The organism is Pseudomonas kilonensis, assembly GCF_001269885.1.
In the GTDB taxonomy this organism is placed as follows: Bacteria; Pseudomonadota; Gammaproteobacteria; order Pseudomonadales; family Pseudomonadaceae; genus Aquipseudomonas; species Aquipseudomonas kilonensis.
The window spans coordinates 53,332-77,477 of the sequence record NZ_LHVH01000006.1; the positions used below are offsets into that span (position 1 = coordinate 53,332).

A 24,146-nucleotide genomic window follows, 5' to 3' on the forward strand; every position below is an offset into this window, starting at 1 on the left:
TATATCGACCGGTTGGAAGGGATCTGTAGCGAGTAGGCGTCAGTTGCTTTGCGTAGCGAGCAAGCTGCCTCGCCACGTGTTCCCGCTTTTTCGGTGCTTAGACTTTGAAACGTCCTACCAGCGTCTGCAAATGAACCCCCAGCCGTGCCAGCTCGGCGCTGGAGGCGGCGGTTTCCTCACTGGAGGAGGCGGTTTGTTCGGACACGTCGCGAACGTTCACGACGCTGCGGTTGATCTCTTCGGCCACGGCGCTCTGCTGCTCGGCAGCGGCGGCGATCTGTTGGTTCATCGACTGGATCGCCGAGACCGTGCGGGTGATGTTTTCCAGTGAGCTACCGGCCCGGCGGGTCAGTTCGACGCTGCTGTCGGTCAGGTTGCGGCTGTTGTCCAGGCTGGACGCGACCTGTTCGGTTCCGGTCTGCAGGCCAAGGACCAGTTGCTCGATCTCTTCGGTGGACTTCTGGGTGCGCTGGGCCAGGCTGCGCACCTCGTCGGCCACCACCGCGAAACCACGCCCGGCTTCACCGGCCCGGGCCGCCTCGATGGCCGCGTTGAGGGCCAGCAGGTTGGTTTGCTGGGCCACGGACTTGATCACGTCCAGGACGCTGCCGATCTTGTCGCTCTCGCGTTTGAGGTGGCCCATGGCTTCGGTGGAATTGCCCACCGCGTTGGACAAGCGCTCGATCTGGGCGATGGCTTCACCGACCACCTTTTCGCCTTCGCGAGCCTGTTGGTCCGCGGCGACCGTTGCTTCGCTCGCTTGCTCGGCATTACGCGCCACTTCCTGCACCGTGGCGGTCATTTCGTGCATGGCGGTGGCGACCTGGTCGGTTTCCACTTTCTGGCTGTTGACCCCGGCGCTGGTCTGTTCGGTCACGGCTGAAAGCTGTTCGGCGGCGCTGGCGATTTGCGTGACGCCGTCGCTGATGCCGCCGATCAATTGCCGCAGACCCACGGTCATGCTCTGCATGGCACGCTGTAGCTGGCCCAGTTCGTCGAGTCGCTCGGAGCTGAGGTTGTGGGTCAGGTCGCCTGCCGCCACGCGCTCGGCAACCCTTAGGGTCTGCTCCAGCGGGGTGACGATCTGCCGGGTGATTGCCATGGCGGCGATCACCCCGAACAGCAGGGCCAGCGCGGCGGCCGAGATCAGGAAGAGGTTGGCTCTGGCTGCATCGTGGTCGCGCACGTCCGTTTGGGACAGCGTGACGTCTCTACTGGCCCCGCGTAGCACAACCCCCAAGTCGGACATGCGCTTGATGGCGGCAGCGCTGGCGGTCTGGGCTTCATGGAACTGGCTGACCGCGGCACGATAGGCCTTGAACGACTCGCTGGCCTGTTGCAGGTTGGCGGCGTGTTCAGCGGGCAGTTGGGCCGGCAGGCTGCCGAGCGCTTTCAGCGTGTTATCGATGGCATCCAAGGCCGGCTGCTCGGCTTCGGCCTGGCCGCTGTAGGTGTAGCCGCGAACCTGATAGCGGGCTTGCTGGATGGCCTTGCTCAGGCTCACCACGCTGTCGAGTTGAGCCGCGTTGTCGCTTTGCCGTATGGCATTTTCAACGCTGGCGACTCGGGCCACGGCGTTATCGGCGCTGGCGCCCAGTTTGCTGCGCGCATCCTCACGACTGACGGTGGCGCGGACCAATTCGGCAATGACAGCCCTGTACTCGGCGACAGCCGCCAGTTGCTTGTCGATGAGCGCCATGTCGGCCGATTGCTCGATCGATTGGCGAGCAGCCTGTAGCCCAGGCTCCAATTTACCGAGGAGATCGTTGAGGTCACCTGGACCTTTCTGGCCGCGGGTCGCGTCGTAATCCATGCGCGCGGAGCGCAGGTCCTTGGTCAGGTCGTTCAGGCTGGCGATGAGCCCCAGCGTGTCGCCGTGGGCAATCACCTTACCCAGGCCGGTCCAGCCGGTGAAGGCGATCATCAAGGTTAAGAACAGCACCAGACCGAAGCCGAAGCCGAGTTTGCGATTAACGCCTACGTTACCTAGCCATTGGAACATGCTGATACTCCCTTGAAGGGCGGAACTGCTTTGTATAAAGCACTATCGGCCCATAAAGGGGGAGCAGGAGAAATGAGTTAGATGCGTTTGGAATACCGTAGCAAACCAAAGGGGTCAGAACAGTCGTGCGAGCAGCGCTGTAACCGCGGTCTCGACCCGCAGGATCCGCTCACCCAGTTGTACCGGTTGCAAGCCGGCCTTGCCCAGCAGGTCGATCTCGTAGGGAATCCAACCGCCTTCGGGCCCGATGGCCAAGGTCACCGGTTCGGTCAGCGCGCGAGGGCAGGGCGGGTAGTTGCCGGGGTGACCGACCAGGCCCAAGGTGCCGTCGGTGATGGCCGGCAGGCGGTCCTCGACGAAGGGTTTGAAGCGTTTCTCGATAACCACCTCAGGCAACACGCTGTCCCGGGCTTGTTCCAGGCCCAGGATCAGTTGTTCGCGGATGGCCTCGGGTTCGAGGAATGGTGTCTGCCAAAAGCTCTTTTCCACGCGATAGCTGTTGACCAGCACCACACGCGGCACGCCCATGGTGGCGACGGTCTGGAACACCCTCCGGAGCATTTTCGGACGCGGCAGGGCCAGCACCAGGGTCAGCGGCAACTTGGCCGGTGGAGGCTGGTCGAGGGTCACTTGCAGTTCGGCCTCGCGGGCTTCCAGGCGCAGCACCTGGGCGGTGCCCATCAGCCCGCCGATGCGCCCGACGCGCAGGCTGTCACCGACGGCGCTGCGATGGACTTCCTGCATGTGGGTCAACCGGCGATCGCTCAGGATCACGCGCTCAGGCCCGATGAAGTCGGCCTCTTCGAGCAGCAGCAGGTTCACGCTTGGGTCGCTGGCGGCTGGTCGTTGTGGTCATCGACCGGCTGCTCCTCGGGCTCTTCTGCCCGGCGCTTGCGCACCAGGCCACCGAACAGGATGCCGATCTCGAACAGCAGCCACATCGGCACAGCCAGCAGGGTCTGGGAGAAGATGTCCGGCGGGGTCAGGATCATGCCGACCACGAAGCAGCCGATGATCACGTAGGGGCGGATCTTCTTCAAATAGGCCACGTCGACCACGCCGATCCACACCAGGAGCACCACGGCCACCGGGATTTCGAACGCCACGCCGAAGGCGAAGAACAGTGTCATGACGAAATCCAGGTAGCTGCTGATGTCGGTCATCATTTCCACGCCCGCCGGGGTGGCGGCAGCGAAGAACTTGAAGATCAGCGGGAACACCAGGTAATAGGCGAAGGCCATGCCGGTGTAGAACAGCAGGATGCTGGACACCAACAGCGGCACGGCGATGCGTTTTTCGTGCTTGTACAGGCCCGGCGCGATGAAGCCCCAGATCTGGTGCAGGATCACCGGGATCGCCAGGAACAGCGAGACCATCATCGTCAGCTTCAGCGGCGTCAGGAACGGCGACGACACGTCGGTGGCGATCATTGTCGCCCCTACCGGCAGGTACTGGCGCAGCGGCGTGGAGACGAAGGTGTAGATCTGCTGGGTGAAGGAAAACAGTCCGGCGAAGATGATGAAAACCGCCGCGACACAACGCAGCAGGCGGGTGCGCAACTCGGTGAGGTGCGATACCAGCGGCATCGGCTGGTCGTTTTCAGGGAGATCGCTCATGGGGCTCGCGGCGGCAAAGTAGGGTCGTTAGGCGCAGGGACAGCAGCGGGCGCTGCGTCCGCTACCGTCGGTGTCACTGGCGTCGGTTCAGCCGCCGACCCCACGCCATCCACGGGTGCCTGGGGCGCAATCGCCTGTTCGGCCACGGGCTGAACCGGCGTCGGTTCCTGTTGGGTCGGCGTGAAGATTTTCCGCGCTTCCTGTTCCAGGGACAGAATATGTTCGTTGTGAAGTTGCCGACGGATGTCGTCGGCACCGATTTCACGTTCAACTTCCTGTTTGATCGCATTGAAGCTGCGCTTCAGGCGCCCGATCCACAGACCGGCGGTGCGCGCAGCCCCCGGCAGACGCTCGGGACCCAGTACCAGCAGGGCGACGAGGCCGACGAGCAGCAGTTCAGTGAAGCTGATCCCAAACATTAGTCAGTGCTCACGAGTCTTTGCGGATGGGCTCTTCGACTTTCTGGGCCTGCACGTCGATGGTATTCGGCGCATTCACCGGCTGGGTGGCCTGTGGGTGTACCGGTTGGGTCGGTTGTGCGGCCTGAGCCTGGCCTGTCGTCGGATCGGCCGGTTTCTCATCATCGTTCATGGCCTTGCGAAAACCCTTGATCGACTCGCCGACATCGGTGCCGAGGTTTTTCAGTTTCTTGGTACCGAACACCAGCACCACGACGACCAGGATGACGACCCAGTGTTTCCAGTCAAAAATACCCATGTGGCTATTCCTCTCAAAAGTTGATCAGGCGGACGGGCGCGAGGCTTTCTCGACGTGCCCGGACAGACCGAAGCGACGGTCCAGTTCATCCAGTACGGCCTGCGGATGCTGCCCCAGTTGGGCCAGCATGACCAGGCTGTGGAACCACAGGTCGGCGGTCTCGTAGATCACGTCGCTGCAATCGCCACTGATGGCGGCGTCCTTGGCGGCGATGATGGTCTCGACCGACTCTTCGCCGACTTTCTCCAGAATCTTGTTCAAGCCCTTGTGGTACAGGCTGGCGACATAGGAGCTGTCGGCCGCGGCGCCCTTGCGCTCTTCCAGCACCTGGGCCAGGCGGGTCAGGGTGTCACTCATGGGTATGTCCTGAATAAATGGCGTGCGGGTCCTTGAGCACCGGGTCGACGGTTTTCCAGTCGCCGTTCTCGAAGACGCGATAGAAGCAGCTTTGACGGCCGGTGTGGCAGGCAATCTCACCGACTTGCTCGACCATCAGGATGATGACGTCGCCGTCGCAGTCCAGGCGCATCTCATGCAGGTGCTGCACGTGCCCGGACTCTTCACCTTTGCGCCACAGCTTGCCACGGGAACGTGACCAATAGATGGCGCGGTTCTCGGCGGCGGTCAAGGCCAGCGCTTCGCGGTTCATCCAGGCCATCATCAATACGCGCCCGGTCTTGTGGTCCTGGGCGATGGCCGGCACCAGGCCGTCAGCGTCCCATTTGATCTCGTCCTGCCAGTTTTTCATCTTTGACTCCGACCATGGGCCGCGCACCTGACGTCGGCGGGCCCAGCGTTGAAACAGTGTGCCAGCGCGAACCGGTGCTGGCTATCGGCGAACGACCAGATACAAACCAACGATCACCATGATTCCGGCGGGCCAATGGCCCAATTCGCTCAACGGTCCACCAGCCGCCAGCATTGCGCCACCTCCCAGGTGAGCCGCGCCAAGCAGCCGCAGAAACCAGTCATCCTTGCGTCGGTGCCACGGCGGCGCCGGGTCGTGTGCGTGGGGTTGGGACATGCGTTCGAGCAGGTCGCGGGTCATGTTGGCCAGGTGCGGGAGCTGCTCGAACTGGCTTTGCACGTTGCCCAGCAAGGTCTTGGGGCTGACGCGCTCGCGCATCCAGCGTTCGAGGAACGGCTGGGCGGTGTTCCACAGGTCGAGGTCCGGGTACAACTGACGGCCGAGGCCTTCGATGTTCAGCAGGGTTTTCTGCAACAGCACCAACTGTGGCTGGACTTCCATGTTGAAGCGTCGCGCGGTCTGGAACAGGCGCATCAGCACCTGGCCGAAGGAAATATCTTTTAACGGTTTTTCGAAGATCGGTTCGCACACGGTACGGATCGCCGCTTCGAATTCGTTGAGCTTGGTCTCGGCCGGCACCCAGCCCGAATCGATGTGCAACTGGGCGACGCGACGGTAGTCACGCTTGAAGAAGGCGAACAGGTTGCGCGCCAGATAGTCCTGGTCTTCGGGGGTCAGGCTGCCGACGATGCCGCAGTCGATGGCAATGTATTGCGGGCTCCACGGCTGCACCGTGCTGACGAAGATGTTGCCCGGGTGCATGTCGGCGTGGAAGAAGCTGTCGCGAAACACCTGGGTGAAGAAGATTTCCACGCCGCGTTCGGCGAGCATCTTCATGTCGGTGCGCTGGTCGGCCAGGGTCGCCAGGTCAGTCACCTGGATGCCGTAGATGCGCTCCATCACCAGTACTTTCGGCCGGCACCAGTCCCAATAGACTTGCGGCACATAGAGCAGCGGCGAGCCTTCGAAGTTGCGACGCAGTTGGCTGGCGTTGGCCGCCTCGCGCAGCAGGTCGAGTTCGTCGTAGATGGTTTTTTCGTAGTCCTGGACCACGTCCACCGGGTGCAGCAGGCGGGCATCGGCCGACAACCGTTCGGCGGCGCGAGCGAGGATGAACAGCCACGCCAGATCCTGGGCGATGATCGGCTTGAGGCCCGGGCGAATGACCTTGACCACCACTTCTTCGCCGCTCTTGAGCTGGGCGGCGTGAACCTGGGCGACGGAGGCCGAGGCCAGGGGCTCGACGTCGAAGCGGCTGAAGACTTCGCTGATCTTCTTGCCCAGTTGTTCCTCGATCAGCGCCACCGACACCTTGGAATCGAACGGCGGCACGCGGTCTTGCAGGCGCATCAGTTCATCGGCGATGTCTTCGGGCAACAGGTCGCGCCGGGTCGAAAGGATCTGCCCGAACTTGATGAAAATCGGCCCCAGGTCCTGCAAGGCCAGGCGCAAGCGCGCACCGCGACTCAGGTCCAGCGTTCGCCGGGGAAACCAGCGCCACGGCAGCACGAAGCGCAGGGCCAGGAGAAACCAGGGCAGCGGCAGGGCGAACAGCAGGTCATCGAGGCGGTAGCGGATCACGACGCGCTGGATGCGCAACAAACGGCGGACGGCAAGCAGCTTCATGCGTTATCGCTTGGTTTCAAGGGATCGGGAAAGGCGCTCGAAACGCGCCTCGAGACGTTCCAGGTCAAGTTTGATCTGGTCCAGTTCATTAAAACGGGCTTGTGCTTCGCGTTGGCCTACGAGGGTACGCGATTCTTCGGCCAGGTATTCACTCAGATTCTGTCCCAGGCTGGCGAAGCCCTGGCGATACCAGCGGCTGCGGCTGCGCAAATGGCCGCTGAGCAATTGGGTCGCCACCGGGCCGATCCAGCGGGACACTTCGTATTCCCAGTCCAGCTCCAGGTCCTGGAGAATCCCTGCCAGCTCCAGCAGTACGCCGCTGTCGCCGTCGAGCTCCACGTCGGGGCTGTGCAGCACCGCGGTCTTGTCCTTGCCCAGGGCCAGGTTCAGCAGGCTCGACGCCGGGGCGCGCAGCGTGCAATCCGCTTCGGCCTCCCAGTGCGCGGCGAGCAGCAGGCCTTCGTCGCTGGGCAGGATGAACAACCGCAACGCCGGGCTGCGGCAGTCCACCGCAATCACCTTGCCGCTCAAGTGTGCCAGGCGCGCGAGCGCCGTGCTGTCCAGGCGCAGCACCCGGTTGAGGCCCAGTTCGACGCTGGCGAGCAGGCCGGTGAGCAGCATCAGGGTTTGATGCCGCGATGCAGGGCAACGATGCCTGCGGTCATGTTGTGGTAGGTCACGCGGTCGAAACCGGCCTCGACCATCATCGACTTCAGGGTTTCCTGGTTCGGGTGCATGCGGATCGATTCGGCCAGGTAGCGATAGCTTTCCGAGTCGTTGGTGATCAGCTTGCCCATCAGCGGCATGAAGGCGAACGAGTAGGCGTCATAGGCCTTGGACATCAGCGCGTTGGTCGGCTTGGAGAACTCCAGCACCAGCAGGCGGCCACCGGGCTTGAGCACGCGCAGCATCGAACGCAGGGCATCTTCCTTGTGGGTGACGTTGCGCAGGCCGAAGGCGATGGTCACGCAGTCGAAATGGTTGTCGGGGAACGGCAGCTTTTCAGCGTCGGCCTGGACGAACTCGACATTGCCGGCCACACCCAGGTCCAGCAGGCGGTCGCGACCGACCTTGAGCATGGATTCGTTGATGTCGGCCAGGACCACCTGGCCGGTCGGCCCGACAATGTGGGAAAACTTCTTCGTCAGGTCACCCGTGCCACCGGCGATGTCCAGCACGCGATTGCCGCTGCGCACGCCCGACAGCTCGATCGCGAAACGCTTCCACAGGCGGTGCATGCCGCCCGAGAGCAGGTCGTTCATCAAGTCATACTTGGCGGCTACGGAGTGGAACACCTCAGCGACTTTTTCCGCTTTCTGGCTTTCCGGCACGTTCTTGAAGCCGAAGTGAGTGGTGGGTTCGGCATCGCTGCCTTTGCGCTGATCAGTCATATCGCGGTCACCAAAAAAGAATGCGGGACATTCTAATCCCGGTAGAGGGCTTTGTCTTGGCAAGGCTGAAGGTAAGATGGGCTACCGCCGGGACGTTTTGACGCAGCCAGGGTTTGAAACGTTCAGGCAAGTCCCGATAAAACAGGAGTCACCCGATGGCCCGTATAACTGTTGAGCGTGCCCATGGCCTGGGCAAGGAAGCGGCGCGAGAGAAAGCCGACAAGCTGGCGCAGAAGTTGTCCGACAGCTATGGCCTGGAGCCGCAGTGGGTGGGCGACACCCTGAAACTCAAGCGTTCCGGGGTCAAGGGCGAAGTGCATGTGGGCGAGGACTCGATCCGCGTCGACGTGGAACTGGGCATGTTGATGTCGGCCATGAGCGGCACGATCAAGAGCGAAATCGAAAAAGCACTGGATAAGGCGTTGGCCTGATTGATCGAAAGGGGGGTGAACACAGAATCAAAGTTCACCACCAAACTCTGTGGGAGCGGGCTTGCTCGCGAAAGCGGTGGATCAGTCAACATCAATAGTGAATGACACACCGCATTCGCGAGCAAGCCCGCTCCCACATGAGGCCACTCACCGTCCAGTTTGTGTCAGTTGTTAGGGTGCCCTTTCTAATTATTGTCACTACTTTGTGCCTGAGCCCGACCGTGTGCGGGCAGTTCCTCAAACCTTTTTTCGAGTGAGGTGCACCATGGCCAAAGTTATTTTGAAGAAAAAAACCGACGTTGAATCTTCCACGCTCAGCGACGTGAAAACGTACGCGCGCAAGATCTGGCTGGCGGGCCTGGGCGCCTACACGAAGGTCGGCCAGGAAGGCAGCGAGTACTTTCAGGAGTTGGTAAAGGCTGGCGAAGTTATTGAAACCAAAGGCAAAAAGAAAATTGCCGGAAAACTTGAAGCGGCCAACAGTGAATTGATTGAAGCCAAGAGCGAGGTCAATACTTTCAAGGCCCGGGTTGAAGTACAACTCGATAAAGTCGAGAAGGTATTCGATGCCCGCGTTGCAAGTGCCTTGAATCGTATCGGCATTCCGTCTAAACATGACGTTGAGACACTCTCTGCTAAGCTCGATGAGCTGACAGCATTGCTCGAACGTGTCGCGCGTAAACATTAAGGAGAACGGGATGGCTGGCAAAAAAATCACAGAAAAAGAGGGCAGCTCGTGGGCCGGGAAGATTGAAAAGTATTCCCGCAAAATCTGGCTTGCTGGTTTAGGCGTGTACTCGAAGATCGACACTGACGGCAGCAAGCTCTTCGAGTCCCTGGTTAAGGACGGCGAAAAGGCCGAAAAACTCACCAAGACGGCAGTCGGCAAACAAGTCGATGCAGCCAAAGACTCTGCCGAGTCCGCCAAGTCGCGAATCGGCGGCGTGAAGGATCGTGCACTGGGCAAATGGGACGAACTGGAAGGGGCTTTCGACAAGCGCCTGAACAGTGCGATCTCGCGTCTGGGGGTGCCGAGCCGTAATGAAGTCAAGGCACTGCACAGCAAGGTCGACACCTTGACCAAGCAGATCGAAAAACTCACCGGCGCCAAAGTCGCACCTGTGGCGACCAAGACTGCGGCGGCCAAGCCGGCCGCTAAAACGGCGGCCAAGCCACTGGTCAAGGCTGCGGCAAAACCCGCCGCCAAACCTGCGGCGAAAGCAGCGGCCAAGCCCGCGGCTAAAACTGCTGCGGCCAAGCCCGCGGCTAAAACTGCTGCGGCCAAACCTGCTGCCAAGGCGGCGGCCAAACCGGTAGCGGCCAAACCTGCGACCAAAGCGGCAGCCAAGCCTGCGGCCAAACCCGCGGCTAAAACGGCAGCGGCCAAACCGGCAGCGAAACCCGCCGCCAAGCCTGCGGCAAAAGCGGCGGCCAAACCTGCTGCGGCGAAAAAACCGGCCGCGCCGAAAGCCGCTGCACCGAAGGCGCCGACTGCGGTCGCCAAACCGGCAACCCCGACGAGCCCGGCGAACTCCGCCGCCGCTCCAACCCCGGTCGCCACTCCAGCATCGGCGCCGGCTCCAACGACGCCTTCCACCCAGTCCTGATTCTGCAGGACATGCAAAAACGCCCGGCCTGTGAAGGTCGGGCGTTTTTGTTTGTACGCAGGTCAACCTGTGGGAGCGAGCTTTGTGGGAGCAAGGCTTGCCCGCGATGAAAACGCCGCGGTCTCTTGAGGACCGCAGCGCCTGGATCGCGAGCAAGCTTTGCTCCCACAAAGCTCGCTCCCACAATGGATCTGTCACAGCCGGTGGTTAGTCGTGTTCTTCCAGGTAACGCAACGCCAGTTGCTCGGTCGCCACCTTGGTCGCGGGCGGCAGGTGCGGGGCCACCAGCATCATGATCTGGTAGACCACCAGTCGCACCTCGCCCTCGCGGTCCAGGATCCGCTGGTAGTCCAGGGAGAACAGCAAGGTCATGGTGATCTGCTCCACCAACTGCCCCAGGGCCTGGGTATCGCTGACCAGCAATCCCTGGGCCTTGAGTTGCGCCAGCAATGAGGCGAGGGTGCGCTTCAAGGCATTGAGCAACTGGCGGATGCCCTTGGCCAGCTTCGGCAGGCGTCCGGCCAGGTTCGACAGGTCCTGGAACAGAAACCGGTACTGAGCCAGGCGCTCGACGATCAAGTGCAGGAACAGCCAGTAATCTTCCGGCGCCAACTGCACGTCCGCCGGCGGGTCCAGCAGCGGTGCCAGTTCGCCCTGGAATCGCTCGAACAGCCCGAGGATCAGCGGTTCCTTGCCATGGAAGTGGTAGTAGAGGTTGCCCGGGCTGATGCCCATTTCGTTGGCAACTTCCAGGGTGGAGACGTTCGGTTCGCCCTTTTCGTTGAACAATTGCAGGGCACATTCAAGGATGCGGTCGCGGGTTTTCATCCGGTCTTCTTAATGATCAAGTCATGCCACGGCCAATCGCCTGGCCGTGGGGTAAGGCCTTCAGCGCACGCGAACATAGGTGCCGGGAGCGGCGTCCAGAGGCGGGTAGTTCGCATTGCCCAAGGTCATCTGGGTTTCGTGTTGGGCACCGGAGCGTTCCTGGATCCAGCCCAGCCATGGGGTCCACCAACTGCCTTCGACGTGCTTGGCGTCGTAGTACCAGGCCCGTGGGTCGCTGCTCAATTTTGCGCTTTCGATGAAGTTGGCCTTGGGGTTGCCCGGCGGGTTGAGGATGCTCTGGACATGGCCGCTGTTGGAAAGCACGAAGCGTTTTTCGCCACCGAGCAACAGGGTCGAGCGATACACCGCGTCCCAGGGCGTGATGTGGTCATTGATGCCGCCTACACTGAAGCTGTCCACCGTCACTTTCTGCAGGTCGATGGGCGTGCCGCACACTTCCAGGCCGCCGGGATGGGTCAGTGGGTTGTGCTTGAAGAAGTCCAGCAGGTCGCCGTGGTAAGCCGCCGGCAGCCGGGTGCAGTCGTTGTTCCAATAGAGGATGTCGAAGGCCGGTGGCTCCTTGCCCAGCAGGTAGTTGTTGATGAAGTAGGTCCAGATCAGATCGTTGGGGCGCATCCAGGCAAACACCCGGGCCAGGTCGCGGCCATCGAGGATGCCTTTCTGGTAGGAACGGCGCTTGGCGGCTTCGAGAGTCTGCTCGTCGATGAACAACGTGGCCTGGCTGTCGATCTGGCTGTCCAGCAGGCTCACCAGGTAGGTGGCACTGGCGACCCGGCGCAACTGGCGCTTGGCTTGCAAGTGACCTTGCAGGGCCGCGATGGTCAGGCCCCCGGCGCAGGCGCCCATCAGGTTGACCTCGCGGGCACCGGTGATCGCCCGGCAGACGTTCATGGCCTCTTCCACGGCCTCGACGTAGCTGGACAGACCCCATTCGCGGTGGCGTACGTCAGGGTTGCGCCAACTGATGATGAAGACCTGCAAACCGTTTTTCAGGGCGTACTGGACGAAGCTGTTGGAAGGACTCAGGTCGAAAATGTAGAACTTGTTGATCTGCGGCGGCACGATCAGCAACGGTTTGGCGTATTGCTTTTCGCTCATGGACCGGTACTGGATCAGCTCGAGCAATTCGTTGCGAAACACCACCGCGCCAGGGGTGGTCGCCAGGGTCTTGCCGACTTCAAAGGCATGGGGCGTGACTTGTCGCGGCAACCCGTCGTTGTGCAGCAGGTCATCCACCAGGTGGCTGAGGCCTCGGACCAGGCTGGTACCGCCGGAGTTGAACAGTTCCTTGACCGCCAGTGGGTTGAGCAAGGTATTGGACGGCGATACGGCGTCGTTGAGCAGGGCGAAGGCGAAGTGGGCGCGGGCGCGGTCATCCTGGCTCATGGTGCTTTCGTCGATCCAGCTCGTGACCTGCTTCTGCCAGCTCAGGTAAGCCTGCAGGCTGCGGCGGTAGAACGGATTGAGCTGCCAGGTGGGATCGGCAAAACGCGGGTCGTTGGGGTTGGTGGGGTGCAGGGTCTCGCCCAGCAGCACGCGGCCCAGTTGGCCGCCCAGTTTCAACGCGTGCCGGGCACTGTGCACCGGGTTGCGCAAGCCGTGTGCGGCGACGCTGCGCAAGGTCGACAGCAAGTCCCTGCCACGCAGGCCGGTGACCGCACTTTGTGCGTTGATGAAGTTGGCAGGGGCGGGTATGGAACCCTTCGCCGGTTTGTCGCGCATGAGTCAACTCCTTCGTCATCAGGCTAAAAACAAACACACCGAACCAGACAACATAGTCGCTGTTTCGGGTCGCTGCGCGGTCCGGCGTCCTGCCAGGCGCTAATGGGCGGTTTTAGCCGCCGCCCAACGGCGAGGGATGCGGATGCATCACGGCACGCTGACGTTCTTCCTCGAGGAATTTCATGATGATCGGCGCCACCGCCTCGGCCCGGGTGATCAGGAACAGGTGGCCATCATCGATGATGTGCAATTGAGCGTTGGGAATGCGCCAGGCCAGCATGCGCATGTTGATCAGCGGGATCAGCGGATCGTCGTCGCCGGCCAGCACCAGGGTCGGCTGGTGGATCTTGTGCAGCCAGTGGATGCTGGTCCAGCCCAGGCCGGCGAACAGTTGCCAGTAATAACCGAGCTTGCCCGCCGAACGAACCTTGGCCGCATGGCTGGCCGCCAGGCTCGGGTCGCGACGGAACGAACCGCCGTAGATCAGTGGGGCGATACGCATCACATGGGACGGTTGAACGTAGCGCCGGGGGCTGGCCATCATCCACAGTACCTTCGGTTTGCCCGGTATCATCACCGCCCCGGCCGCCGTGGCCGCCAGGACCAGCTTCTTGCAGCGCTCGGGGTAGTCATAGGCGAACTGCTGGGCCAGGGCGCCCCCCCAGGACACGCCGATCACGTTGACCTGCCCGTAGTCGAGGTAATCGAGCATCCGCGCGGTGAGTTTGGCCAGGCCAGGAAAGCGATACGGCCGGTTGGGCGTCGATGAACCGCCGACACCGGGTACGTCAAAGGCGATGACTTCCAGGTCCGGGTCCAAGGCCTGGATGAACGGGAACACCAGCTCGAGGTTGGCGCCGATGCCGTTGAAAATCAGCAGGGGCGTCAAGTGAGGCTTGCCGGGACGTACCGCGGTGCGCAAGGTCTGGCCATCCAGATCGACGGTACGGAAGATGTACGGTTGCGGCATGCTTCAAGCCCTGTGGGTCATGTCTCGGTTTACCTGTGTTCGGTCTGTCAGACCGAGTCGCGGCCTTCGCGAGCAAGCCCGCTCCCACGTTGGGTTCTGCTGTGAACATGAGTTTCAGGTTCGCAACCGATCAAATGTGGGAGCGGGCTTGCTCGCGAAGACGGCCTTGTATTCACCAGTAATGTCGGCTGTCGAAGTGCATTCGTGAGCAAGCCCACTCCCGCAGCAGACGAGTTGCATCCATTACCGCTCATGCACATAGGTGCCGGGCGCCGCTTCACCGGCCGGGTAGGCCTTGTTACCCAGCACGGTCGGGGCTTTCTTCAGTTTGCCCGAGCGTTCGGCCTGCCAGGCCTGCCAGTGCAGCCACCAGGAATCGGTGTGCTTGGTGGAGTTTTCCTGCCAGTCCTCGGCCTTGGCCGGCATGTCCTCGCTGGTCATGTAGCGCGACTTGGGGTTGCCTGGCGGGTTGAGGATGCTCTGGATATGGCCACTGCTCGACAGCACGAACTCCACCTTGCCGCCAAACAACTGCGCCGATTTGTAGCAGGACTTCCACGGCGTGATGTGGTCGTTGGTGCCAGCCAGGGAGTAGATGTCGGCGGTGACCTGCTTGAGGTCGATGGGCGTGCCGCACACTTCCAGTGCATTGGGACGGATCAGTGGATTGTTCTTGAACATTTCGATGAGGTCGCCGTGGAACGCCGCCGGCAGCCGCGTGGTGTCGTTGTTCCAGAACAGGATGTCGAACACGGGCGGCTCGTTGCCCAACAGGTAGTTGTTGACCCAGTAGTTCCAGATCAGGTCGTTGGGGCGCATCCAGGCGAACACCTTGGCCATGTCGCGGCCTTCGAGTACACCGGCCTGGTAGGAGTGACGCTTGGCCGCCTCAAGGGTCTGTTCGTCGACGAATAGTGCCACGTCGGTGTCCAGGGTGGTGTCGAGCACACTCACCAGCAGGGTCAGCGCATTGACCTTTTTCTCGCCGAGGGCGGCGTAATGGCCCAGCAGCGCGGTGCAGGTGATGCCGCCCGAGCAGGCGCCGAGCATGTTTATGTCCTTGCTGCCGGTGATGGCCGTGACCACGTCCACCGCTTCCTTGAGCGCCTCGATGTAAGTCGACAGGCCCCACTCGCGCTGCTCCTTGGTGGGGTTGCGCCAACTGATGACGAAGGTCTGCACGTTGCTGCGCAGGCAGAAGCGCGCCAGGCTCTTGTCCGGGCTCAGGTCGAATACGTAGAACTTGTTGATCTGTGGCGGCACCACCAGCAGCGGTCGCTCGTGGACCTGCTCGGTGATGGGCCGGTAGTGGATCAGCTCCAGCACGTCGTTGCGAAACACCACGGCGCCTTCGGTCACGCCCAGGCTCTTGCCGACCTCGAACGCGCCCATGTTGACCTGGCTCGGCATCCCGCCGTTGTGCACCAGGTCCTTGGCCAGGTGGGACAGGCCGTCCAGCAGGCTCTTGCCGCCGGTTTCGAAGAAGCGCTTGACCGCCGCCGGGTTGGCCGCCGAGTTGGTCGGGGCCATGGCTTCGGTCATCAGGTTGATCACGAAATGCCCGCGGCTGATGTCCGCGGGCGAGAGGTTGCTGTCGTCGATCCAGGCGTGCAGCTCCTTGCGCCACGCCAGGTAGGTTTGCAGGTAGCGCTTGTAGAGCGGGTTCTGGCTCCACGCCGGGTCGGCGAAGCGGCGGTCGTCGCCGGCCGGTTGCAGTTCGGATTTGCCGAACAGGACATTCTTGAGTTCGACGCCGAAATGGGCGACGTGCTTGACGCTGTGCAGCGGTTGTTTGATGGCCTGGGTCAGCACCATGCGGGCAGAGGCCAGCAGATCTTTTCTGCGCAAGCCGACGACGGGATTCAACCCCAGGGTATTTTCCGAGGCTTGATACTTCAGGTCATCGTTGTTCTTGTTGCTCATCTACGACGCTCCATTGTCCTTCAGACGAGTACCCGGATCGTGCCATGAAGACACACAGCCGATACCAGGTACGCTGCTCGGGTGACCATTAATTCCGCATCGAGGTCCAATGAGGAAACGTATGCCAGGAACTCGCCGGTTCCTTTGCAGGTAACTTGCCAGCTCCATTGGTTACCCGAGTTTAATTTTTTTCGCAAGCAGGCCAGTCATTGACGTTGCCGCGCGGGCATTCAAGCAGATGAGTCTAGAAAATTCGCCCTAAAGCGCCAGCCCTTGAGTTAGAGCATCAGCTTGACGACGGACTCGTTCGGATCGCGGGTTTTCCCGGCAGCCTTGAGTTCGCCAAGATAATCGTTCCACAAGTCTTCCTGACGCACCGCCAACTGATAGAGATAGTCCCACGTGAACAGTCCGCTGTCGTGGCCGTCGTCGAAGGTCAGTTTCAGTGCGTATTGGCCGGCCGGTTCGACCTTGGTCAGGGCAACGTTGAGCTTGCCGTATTGCAGGATGGGTTTGCCGTGGCCCTGGACCTCGGCGGAAGGCGAGTGCACCCGCAGGAATTCGGCGGGCAGGTGATACTCCTCGTCCGGCGCGTATTTGAGCGTCAGGGTCCTGGAGGCTTTGTGCAGGTTAATGGCGGTGGGGAGTTTGGTCATGGCCTGTGATCCGTCTCTGAAGGATGCCTTGATCTGCAAAAACGACACGGTCCATGTGGGAGCGAGCTGTGTGGGAGCAAGGCTTGCCCGCGATGAAAACGCCGCGGTCTCCGCAGCGCCTGGATCGCGAGCAAGCTTTGCTCCCACACAGCTCGCTCCCACAGGTCCCGGGAAACCTGTCAGTGATTTACAGGATATACCGCGACAGGTCTTCGTTCTGCGCCAGCTCACCCAGGTGGCTGTTGACGTACTCGGCGTCGATGAGGATCGGCGCTTCGTTGTGGGCGCTCGCCAGGTCGCCGGCGCTGAACGAGACTTCCTCGAGCAAGCGTTCGAGCAGCGTGTGCAGGCGACGGGCACCGATGTTCTCGGTCTTCTCGTTGACCTGCCAGGCGATCTGGGCCAGGCGCTTGATGCCTTCTGGCGTGAACTCGATGTTCAGGCCTTCGGTCTTGAGCAGCGCGCAATACTGTTCGGTCAGGGACGCGTGGGGCTCGCTGAGGATGCGTTCGAAGTCTTCGGGCGTCAGCGCCTTGAGTTCGACACGGATCGGCAGGCGACCCTGCAGCTCCGGCACCAGGTCGCTCGGCTTGCTCAGGTGGAACGCGCCGGAAGCGATGAACAGGATGTGGTCGGTCTTGACCATGCCCAGCTTGGTGTTGACCGTGCAGCCTTCGATCAGCGGCAGCAGGTCGCGTTGTACACCTTCGCGGGACACATCGGCACCGCCGACATTGCCGCGCTTGGCGACCTTGTCGATTTCGTCGATGAACACGATGCCATGCTGCTCGACCGCCTCCAGCGCCTTGGCCTTCAACTCTTCTTCGTTGACCAGGCGACCGGCTTCCTCATCGCGCACCAGCTTCAGCGCTTCCTTGACCTTGAGCTTGCGGTTTTTCTTCTTGCCCTTGCCCATGTTGGCGAACAGGCTCTGCAACTGGTTGGTCATCTCCTCCATGCCGGGCGGCGCGGAAATATCGACGCCGGCCATTTCGGCCACTTCGATCTCGATTTCCTTGTCGTCCAGCTGGCCTTCGCGCAGGCGCTTGCGGAACAGCTGGCGGGTGTTGGAGTCCTGGGTCGCCGCGGCGTCGGCGTTGAAGCCCATGCGCGCCGGTGGCAGCAGGGCGTCAAGGATGCGCTCTTCGGCGGCGTCTTCGGCGCGGTGGCGGACCTTGGTGATTTCCTGTTCGCGCAGCAGCTTGATGGCGGCATCGGCCAGGTCACGGATGATCGACTCGACGTCGCGACCGACATAGCCGACTTCGGTGAACTTGGTGGCTTCGACCTTGATGAACGGCGCGTTGGCGAGTTTGGCCAGGCGCCGGGCGATTTCGGTTTTACCGACACCGGTCGGGCCGATCATCAGGATGTTCTTGGGGGTCACTTCGACGCGCAGTTCTTCGGGCAGTTGCATCCGGCGCCAGCGGTTACGCAGGGCGATGGCGACGGCGCGCTTGGCATCGTCCTGGCCGATGATATGGCGGTTGAGTTCGTGGACGATTTCGCGGGGAGTCATGGACATAATAATGGGTGGTCCTCAAGCAGGAATGGGCCGTGGCGTGGGTCGCCTGGACAGGCTTATTCCGCGAGGTCCTGCTCCTCAATGGTCTGGGTGTGGTTGGTGAATACACAGATGTCGCCGGCAATGCCCAAGGCAGTCTCGACGATCTCACGGGCCGACAGGTCGGTTTTTTTCAGCAGGGCGCTGGCCGCAGCCTGGGCATAGGCTCCGCCGGAACCCATGGCGATCAGGCCGTCTTCGGGCTCAACGACGTCGCCGTTGCCAGTGATGATCAGGGAGGCGTCCTTGTTGGCGACCGCGAGCATGGCTTCGAGGCGGCTCAGGGAGCGGTCGGTGCGCCATTCCTTGGCCAGTTCCACGGCGGCACGGACCAGGTGGCCCTGGTGTTTCTCAAGCTGGCCTTCGAAACGTTCGAACAAGGTGAAGGCGTCGGCAGTGGCCCCGGCGAAACCGGCGATGACTTCGCCGTGATACAGGCGGCGGACTTTCTTCGCGTTGCCTTTCATCACGGTGTTGCCCAGTGAAACCTGGCCGTCGCCGCCCATGACGACTTTGCCATGACGGCGGACTGAAACGATGGTGGTCAAGGGAGAGTCTCCACGCAGCGGGGCGAAAATGCCCGGATGGAACTCATATGGGGGTGGCGTGGGGTTTTTCAACTGCGGGGTGGGGGAGGGGACGAGTGGTGTCTGGCTGTTTTGACAGAGAGCTTTTCTGTGGCGAGGGAGCTTGCTCCCGCTGGAGCGCGCAGCGGTCCCAAGCTTTTGGGGCTGCTACGCAGCCCAGCGGGAGCAAGCTCCCTCGCCACAAAAGACCGTCGCCACCACTCAGTACCGCAGGGATGCGGAGATCAGCGGCTTTGGCGTTGTTGTAACAACAGATTGCTAAAACCGCTGCCAGCCAGTTGCTTCTGGGCCTTGGTCAGTTCCTCGCGGTTGCTGAACGGCCCGACCAGTACCCGGTACCAGGTTTCGTCCTTCACGGTGCCGGACTCCACCGACACGGACTGGCCTAGCAGAATGATCTGCGCCCGGACCTTGTCGGCGTCGGCTTCCTTGCGGAACGAACCGGCCTGCAGGAAGAACTTCGTCACCGGCGCGGCTTTCTGCACCGGAGGGGGCGGTGGCGGCGTGATGCCGGCCAGGGCCGCCTGGGCGCGAGCGGTGTCGATCTTCGCCGCTTCGGCTGGGGTCACCGGCGTGGTGGGCACTTGCGGCGTCGGCAGGGTTTTCTCCGGCACGGCCTCGGGCGGCACGATGACTTCCGATTCCGGCAGCAAGGTGTAGAAGTCGTACTTCGGCTTCACCGGTTGCGTCGGGCTTGGCGGGGTCTTGTTGGCCTCGGCGATGCGCGTGGCTTTCTGCTGCTCTTGCCGGACGCGCTTGACGTCATCGCCCTGGCCCGGATCCAGCTTCATCAGAAACACAATGAACGCGCCGACGGTCAGGCCGATGGCCATCCACAACCAGCCCGGAATCGGCTGTTTGGCCGGGGGCTGGTAACGACTGGCGCCGCGCTTGGGTGCAGGTTTTTTCTTGGCGGCCAACTTACATGCGCTCCAGGGTTTCCAGGCCCAGCAGTTCCAGGCCTTGCTTGAGCGTACGCCCGGTCAGCGCGGCGAGGCGCAGGCGGCTCTGCATTTGCTCTGGGGTTTGCGCGTTGAGGATCGGGCAGTTCTCGTAGAAGCTGGAGAACAGGCCGGCGACATCGTACAGGTAGGCGCACAGGGTGTGCGGCGTGCCCTTGTCGGCGACGTTATTCAACACTTCACCGAACTGCGCCAGCTTCGCCGCCAGCTCCTGTTCATGAGGGGCCTCGAGCACAATCTGGCCGTCCACTTCATTGAAGCTTTTGCCGAGCTTGCGGAACACCCCCGCCACGCGGGTGTAGGCGTACAGCAGGTACGGCGCGGTGTTGCCTTCGAAATTGAGCATCAGGTCGAAGTTGAAGCTGTAGTCGCTGGTGCGGTGCTTGGACAGGTCGGCGTATTTCACCGCGTCGATGCCCACGACCTTGGCGATCTTGCGCAGTTCGTCTTCGGCCAGCTCGGGGTTCTTGCCCTTGACCAGGGTGTAGGCGCGGTCCTGGGCTTCGGTCAGCAGGTCGATCAGCTTCACCGTGCCGCCATCGCGGGTCTTGAACGGGCGGCCGTCGGCGCCGTTCATGGTGCCGAAGCCCATGTGCTCCATCTCCATTGGATGGGTCACGAAACCGGCCAGGCGTGCGACTTCGAACACTTGCTGGAAGTGCAGGGCCTGGCGCTGGTCGACGAAGTACAGCACCCGATCGGCCTTGAGCACGCTGTTACGGTAGCGCACAGCTGCCAGGTCGGTGGTGGCGTAGAGGTAGCCACCGTCGGCCTTGACGATGATCACCGGCAGCGGCTCGCCATCGGCGGTCTTGAACTGGTCGAGGAACACGCACTGGGCGCCGTTGCTTTCCACCAGCATGCCCTTGGCCTTGAGGTCGTTGACCACGTTGATCAGGTCGTCGTTGTAGGCGCTTTCGCCCATCACGTCGGCCATGGTCAATTTGACGTTCAGCAACTCGTAGATTTTCTGGCAGTGGGACAGGGAGATGTCCTTGAACTTGCTCCACAGTGCCAGGCACTCGGCATCGCCGGCCTGCAGCTTGACCACCAGGCCCCGGGCACGGTCGGCGAACTCGGGCGACTCGTCGAAGCGTTGCTTGGCGGCGCGGTAGAAGTTCTCCAGGTCCGACAGCTCGTCACTGGTGATTGGGTTTTCCTGCAGGTAGGCCATCAGCATGCCGAACTGGGTGCCCCAGTCGCCCACGTGGTTCTGACGGATCACGGTGTCGCCGAGAAACTCCAGGACCCGGGCCACGCCGTCGCCGATGATGGTCGAGCGCAGGTGGCCGACGTGCATTTCCTTGGCCAGGTTGGGGGCCGAGAGGTCGACCACGGTGCGCTGCAACGGGCCGGCCTTGCGCACGCCAATGCGTTCGTCAGCCAGGGCCGCGTCAAGGCGCGAAGCCAGGGCCTGGGTGTTCTGGAAGAAATTGATGAACCCGGGCCCGGCAATGTCGGCCTTGCTGACGTTCTCGTCGGCCGGCAGCGCATTGATGATTTTCTCCGCCAGGTCCCGTGGCTTCATGCCAGCCGGCTTGGCGAGCATCATCGCGATATTGCTGGCGAAGTCGCCGTGGGTCTTGTCGCGGGTGTTTTCGACCTGAATCGCCGGCGACAGGCCTTCTGGCAGCACACCTTCAGTGACGAGTTGGGCGATGGCTTGCTGGATGAGCTGGCGAATGGTGTCTTTCATGGTCTTCTCTTTCAACCGCAGGCGCGGCGGCGCTTCGATGCGCTGGTGGAAAAACTGGGCATTATCCGTGGCGAAGACGGGCTTGCCAACTGTAGCGGGTCGGTTAGTAACTATTCCAGATGGTCAGGATGTACTCGGACCCTGTGGGAGCGGGCTTGCTCGCGAAAGCGGCGGCACAGCCAACATCATCGCAGCTGATCCACCGTCTTCGCGAGCAAGCCCGCTCCCGCAGGGGACAGTGGTCAGTACAAATCCACCGGATCCACATCCAGCGACCAGCGCACCGCCCGCCCGCTGGGCATCTGTTCCAGCACCAGCAGCCAGGCGCTCAGCAGTCGATGCAGCGGTGCCCGGGCATTGGCCTGTAATAAAAGCTGCGCGCGATAGCGCCCGGCCCGCCGTTCCATTGGCGCCGGCACCGGGCCCAAGAGTTCGATGCCGGTGAGGTTCTGCTCCGCCAGCAAGCGCTCTGCCTCGCAGCAGGCCTCATCGAGAAAGCCTTCGGCCTGCCCCGGCTTGTGGGCTTCGGCCCGCAACAGCGCCAGGTGGGCAAAAGGCGGCAGGCCGGCACTGCGGCGTTCGCTCAAGGCCTGTTCGGCGAAGGCGAAATAACCTTGCTCGGTCAGTTGGATCAACAGTGGATGATCGGCCAGGTGGGTCTGGATGATCACTTTGCCCGGCTCCTCGGCCCGCCCGGCCCGGCCTGCGACCTGGACGATCAACTGCGCCATGCGCTCGCTGGCGCGGAAATCACCGGAGAACAGTCCGCCATCGGCGTCGAGGATCGACACCAGCGTGACCCGTGGGAAGTGGTGCCCCTTGGCGAGCATCTGCGTGCCCACCAGGATGCACGGCTGGCCCTTCTGGATCGTGGCGAACAACTGGTTCATCGCGTCCTTGCGCGAAGTGCTGTCGCGATCCACCCGCAGTACCGGGTAATCGGGGAACAGGATGCCCAGCCGTTCTTCGGCACGCTCGGTGCCGGCACCGACCGGGCGCAAGTCCACTTTGCCGCACTGCGGGCAATGCCTTGGCACGCGCTCGACGTGGCCGCAATGGTGGCAACGCAGCTCGCCATGGCGTTGATGCACGGTCATCCGTGCGTCGCAACGTTCGCAGCCCGACATCCAGCCGCAGTCGTGGCACAGCAGGGTCGGGGCAAAACCGCGGCGATTGAGGAACACCAGGACCTGTTGCCCGGCAGCCAGGGTCTGGCCGATGGCTTGCTGCATCGGCCCGGAAATGCCGCTGTCCAGCGGGCGACTTTTCACGTCCAGGCGCAGGAAGCGCGGTTGCTTGGCGCCGCCGGCCCGCTCATTGAGGCGCAGCAGGCCGTAGCGGCCGGTGTAGGCGTTGTGCAGGCTTTCCAGCGATGGCGTGGCCGAGCCGAGGACGATCGGAATGTTTTCCTGGCGGGCGCGCACCAGCGCCAGGTCGCGGGCGTGATAACGCAGGCCTTCCTGCTGTTTATAAGAGCCGTCGTGTTCTTCGTCGATGATGATCAGGCCAGGGTTCTTCATCGGTGTGAACAGGGCTGAACGGGTGCCGATGATGATGTCGGCCTCGCCGTCACGGGCGGCGAGCCAGGCCTCCAGGCGTTCGCGGTCGTTGACCGCCGAGTGCACCAGGGCGATCCGGGCGTTGAAGCGCTGTTCGAAGCGCGCCAGGGTTTGTGGGCCGAGGTTGATTTCCGGAATCAGCACCAGGGCCTGCTTGCCAGCCTCCAGGGTCTGGCGGATCAGTTGCAGGTAGACCTCGGTCTTGCCGCTGCCAGTGACGCCGGCCAGCAGAAAGGCGTGATAGCTGTCGAGACCTGCGCGAATCGCTTCGCAAGCAGCCCGCTGTTCGGCGTTGAGCGGCAGTTCCGGCTGGGCCAGCCAATGTTCATGGCGGACACCGGGGGCGTGCCTGCGCACTTCCACCTGCACCAGGTCCTTGGCCAGCAGCAGATCGAGACTGTCTTTGCTGAGCATCAGTTTGCTCAGCAATTGATGCGCCACGCCGTGGGGATGCTGGGCCAGGGTCGTCAAGGCCTCACGCTGGCGCGGGGCACGGGCGATGCGCGGGTCGTCCAGCGAGGCGCCGGGGGCCACCGACCAGAACCGCTCCTGGCGCGCCTCGGCCGGTTCGCCCTGGCGCAGCAGCACCGGCAGCGCCCAACTCAGGGTATCGCCGAGGCTGTGCTGGTAATACTGGGAGGTCCACAGGCACAACTTGAACAGCGCCGCGGGCAGCGGTGGCGTGGCATCGAGCAGGGCCAGGGCTGGTTTGAGCTTGTCGACCGGAACCTCGCTGTGGTCGGTGACCTCCACCAGGATGCCGATCATTTCCCGCCGGCCGAACGGCACCCGCAGCCGCATGCCCGGCTGCAACTGGGCGCGCAGGACCCCGGCCGGGGCGCGGTAGTCGAACAGGCGGCGCAGGGGCGAAGGCAAGGCGAGGCGCAGGATGGCGTCGGGCACGCGGGAGGGTCTCGATAAACGGATGAATTCAGAAAGCTGGAACAACCCCTGTGGGAGCGAGCCTGCTCGCGATAGCGGTAGATCAGCCACATGGAGATAGGTTGACACTCCGCCATCGCGAGCAGGCTCGCTCCCACAAAAGAGCTTGCGCATGAGGCCGGGAGCCTAGCAGACGGTTGGTACAAGTCATAGCTTGCGTGATTGATGTTGTCTGGTAGAATCCGCGGCCTAATTACGTGCGGTATTCAACAATAGTGTTGGATGGCGGCACGCTAGCCTGAGGAAAACAGCATGAAAACCGATATCCATCCGGAATACCCAGCAATTGCCGTAACCTGCAGCTGCGGCAACAAGTTCGAAACGCGTTCGACCTACGGCAAAGCCCTGGCGATCGACGTTTGCAACGAATGCCACCCGTTCTACACCGGTAAGCAAAAGACTCTGGATACCGGCGGCCGTGTTCAGAAGTTCGCCGATCGTTTCGGTGCTTTCGGCAAGGTTACTCCAAAAGCCTGAGGCTGATCATTCTGGAGGGTCGTCTCGACTGCTCCAGATTG

23 protein-coding genes and 2 pseudogenes are annotated in these 24,146 nt (G+C 62.3%); 5 read left to right on the plus strand and 20 right to left on the minus strand.

What is annotated here, in order from left to right:
- Positions 1 to 97: 97 nt before the first annotated feature.
- The 10 genes and pseudogenes from AD662_RS02045 to ubiE form a co-directional block, all read right to left on the minus strand.
- Positions 98 to 2,002 carry a HAMP domain-containing methyl-accepting chemotaxis protein gene (locus AD662_RS02045; protein WP_053185212.1) on the minus strand — a complete coding sequence of 635 codons (1,905 nt, stop codon included), beginning with the start codon at positions 2,000 to 2,002 and terminating at the stop codon, positions 98 to 100.
- Between the two features lie 114 nt (positions 2,003 to 2,116).
- Positions 2,117 to 2,824 carry a 16S rRNA (uracil(1498)-N(3))-methyltransferase gene (locus AD662_RS02050; protein WP_053185215.1) on the minus strand — a complete coding sequence of 236 codons (708 nt, stop codon included), beginning with the start codon at positions 2,822 to 2,824 and terminating at the stop codon, positions 2,117 to 2,119.
- Positions 2,821 to 3,618, minus strand: a complete 798-nt coding sequence (gene tatC, locus AD662_RS02055) for a twin-arginine translocase subunit TatC (RefSeq protein WP_018611219.1) — start codon at positions 3,616 to 3,618, stop codon at positions 2,821 to 2,823. The genes AD662_RS02050 and tatC overlap by 4 nt, the downstream gene beginning before the upstream one ends.
- A complete protein-coding gene (tatB, locus tag AD662_RS02060; protein ID WP_018611222.1) occupies positions 3,615 to 4,037 on the minus strand; it encodes a Sec-independent protein translocase protein TatB in 423 nt (140 codons plus the stop codon). The genes tatC and tatB overlap by 4 nt, the downstream gene beginning before the upstream one ends.
- A gap of 10 nt (positions 4,038 to 4,047) precedes the next feature.
- Complete coding sequence (locus AD662_RS02065) at positions 4,048 to 4,335, minus strand: twin-arginine translocase TatA/TatE family subunit (protein WP_018611224.1); 288 nt, start codon at positions 4,333 to 4,335, stop codon at positions 4,048 to 4,050.
- 24 nt (positions 4,336 to 4,359) lie between these two features.
- Entirely contained in the window at positions 4,360 to 4,692 is a 333-nt protein-coding gene (locus AD662_RS02070; protein WP_003186671.1) for a phosphoribosyl-ATP diphosphatase, read from the minus strand.
- A complete protein-coding gene (gene hisI / locus AD662_RS02075; protein WP_003196931.1) occupies positions 4,685 to 5,083 on the minus strand; it encodes a phosphoribosyl-AMP cyclohydrolase in 399 nt (132 codons plus the stop codon). The genes AD662_RS02070 and hisI overlap by 8 nt, the downstream gene beginning before the upstream one ends.
- Before the next feature lie 81 nt (positions 5,084 to 5,164).
- Entirely contained in the window at positions 5,165 to 6,769 is a 1,605-nt protein-coding gene (gene ubiB / locus AD662_RS02080; RefSeq protein ID WP_014336148.1) for a ubiquinone biosynthesis regulatory protein kinase UbiB, read from the minus strand.
- Positions 6,766 to 7,390, minus strand: a pseudogene (locus tag AD662_RS02085) (ubiquinone biosynthesis accessory factor UbiJ). The gene ubiB and the pseudogene AD662_RS02085 overlap by 4 nt, the downstream one beginning before the upstream one ends.
- Positions 7,390 to 8,160, minus strand: a complete 771-nt coding sequence (ubiE, locus tag AD662_RS02090) for a bifunctional demethylmenaquinone methyltransferase/2-methoxy-6-polyprenyl-1,4-benzoquinol methylase UbiE (protein WP_003196937.1) — start codon at positions 8,158 to 8,160, stop codon at positions 7,390 to 7,392. The pseudogene AD662_RS02085 and the gene ubiE overlap by 1 nt, the downstream one beginning before the upstream one ends.
- Before the next feature lie 155 nt (positions 8,161 to 8,315).
- On the opposite strand from ubiE, the gene AD662_RS02095 reads away from it, so the two are divergent.
- From AD662_RS02095 to AD662_RS02105, 4 genes and pseudogenes are all read left to right on the plus strand, one after another.
- Positions 8,316 to 8,591: a polyhydroxyalkanoic acid system family protein gene (locus AD662_RS02095; protein WP_018611231.1), complete on the plus strand. Its 276-nt coding sequence runs from the start codon at positions 8,316 to 8,318 to the stop codon at positions 8,589 to 8,591.
- A 49-nt stretch (positions 8,592 to 8,640) separates the two neighbouring features.
- Positions 8,641 to 8,727: pseudogene (locus AD662_RS29985) on the plus strand (metal ABC transporter ATP-binding protein); the annotation flags it as partial.
- A gap of 129 nt (positions 8,728 to 8,856) precedes the next feature.
- On the plus strand, positions 8,857 to 9,279 hold the full coding sequence (locus AD662_RS02100; protein ID WP_046064121.1) for a phasin family protein: 423 nt from the start codon (positions 8,857 to 8,859) through the stop codon (positions 9,277 to 9,279).
- A 10-nt stretch (positions 9,280 to 9,289) separates the two neighbouring features.
- Positions 9,290 to 10,198: a phasin family protein gene (locus AD662_RS02105; RefSeq protein WP_053185218.1), complete on the plus strand. Its 909-nt coding sequence runs from the start codon at positions 9,290 to 9,292 to the stop codon at positions 10,196 to 10,198.
- A gap of 207 nt (positions 10,199 to 10,405) precedes the next feature.
- Here AD662_RS02105 and AD662_RS02110 read toward each other — a convergent pair whose 3' ends face one another.
- From AD662_RS02110 to AD662_RS02155, 10 genes are all read right to left on the minus strand, one after another.
- Complete coding sequence (locus tag AD662_RS02110; RefSeq protein WP_018606676.1) at positions 10,406 to 11,026, minus strand: TetR/AcrR family transcriptional regulator; 621 nt, start codon at positions 11,024 to 11,026, stop codon at positions 10,406 to 10,408.
- A gap of 60 nt (positions 11,027 to 11,086) precedes the next feature.
- A complete protein-coding gene (gene phaC / locus AD662_RS02115) occupies positions 11,087 to 12,769 on the minus strand; it encodes a class II poly(R)-hydroxyalkanoic acid synthase (protein WP_053177802.1) in 1,683 nt (560 codons plus the stop codon).
- A 112-nt stretch (positions 12,770 to 12,881) separates the two neighbouring features.
- On the minus strand, positions 12,882 to 13,739 hold the full coding sequence (gene phaZ, locus AD662_RS02120) for a poly(3-hydroxyalkanoate) depolymerase (RefSeq protein ID WP_053177804.1): 858 nt from the start codon (positions 13,737 to 13,739) through the stop codon (positions 12,882 to 12,884).
- Positions 13,740 to 13,982: 243 nt separating this feature from the next.
- The gene (gene phaC, locus AD662_RS02125; RefSeq protein ID WP_024619669.1) at positions 13,983 to 15,662 is read right to left on the minus strand and encodes a class II poly(R)-hydroxyalkanoic acid synthase; all 1,680 of its coding nucleotides are present in this window, start codon (positions 15,660 to 15,662) and stop codon (positions 13,983 to 13,985) included.
- Between the two features lie 278 nt (positions 15,663 to 15,940).
- The gene (locus tag AD662_RS02130) at positions 15,941 to 16,318 is read right to left on the minus strand and encodes a gamma-butyrobetaine hydroxylase family protein (protein WP_018606686.1); all 378 of its coding nucleotides are present in this window, start codon (positions 16,316 to 16,318) and stop codon (positions 15,941 to 15,943) included.
- A gap of 187 nt (positions 16,319 to 16,505) precedes the next feature.
- Entirely contained in the window at positions 16,506 to 17,843 is a 1,338-nt protein-coding gene (hslU, locus tag AD662_RS02135; protein ID WP_003196955.1) for an ATP-dependent protease ATPase subunit HslU, read from the minus strand.
- Positions 17,844 to 17,899: 56 nt separating this feature from the next.
- Positions 17,900 to 18,430, minus strand: coding sequence for an ATP-dependent protease subunit HslV (gene hslV / locus AD662_RS02140; RefSeq protein WP_003196958.1), 531 nt, complete (start codon positions 18,428 to 18,430; stop codon positions 17,900 to 17,902).
- 263 nt (positions 18,431 to 18,693) lie between these two features.
- The gene (locus AD662_RS02145) at positions 18,694 to 19,389 is read right to left on the minus strand and encodes an SPOR domain-containing protein (protein WP_053177806.1); all 696 of its coding nucleotides are present in this window, start codon (positions 19,387 to 19,389) and stop codon (positions 18,694 to 18,696) included.
- Position 19,390: 1 nt separating this feature from the next.
- Positions 19,391 to 21,127: an arginine--tRNA ligase gene (gene argS, locus AD662_RS02150; protein WP_053177808.1), complete on the minus strand. Its 1,737-nt coding sequence runs from the start codon at positions 21,125 to 21,127 to the stop codon at positions 19,391 to 19,393.
- Positions 21,128 to 21,369: 242 nt separating this feature from the next.
- A complete protein-coding gene (locus AD662_RS02155) occupies positions 21,370 to 23,589 on the minus strand; it encodes a primosomal protein N' (RefSeq protein ID WP_053185221.1) in 2,220 nt (739 codons plus the stop codon).
- Positions 23,590 to 23,880: 291 nt separating this feature from the next.
- Between AD662_RS02155 and rpmE the strand changes: the two genes are divergently transcribed.
- Entirely contained in the window at positions 23,881 to 24,105 is a 225-nt protein-coding gene (gene rpmE, locus AD662_RS02160; protein WP_014336159.1) for a 50S ribosomal protein L31, read from the plus strand.
- Positions 24,106 to 24,146: the final 41 nt, after the last annotated feature.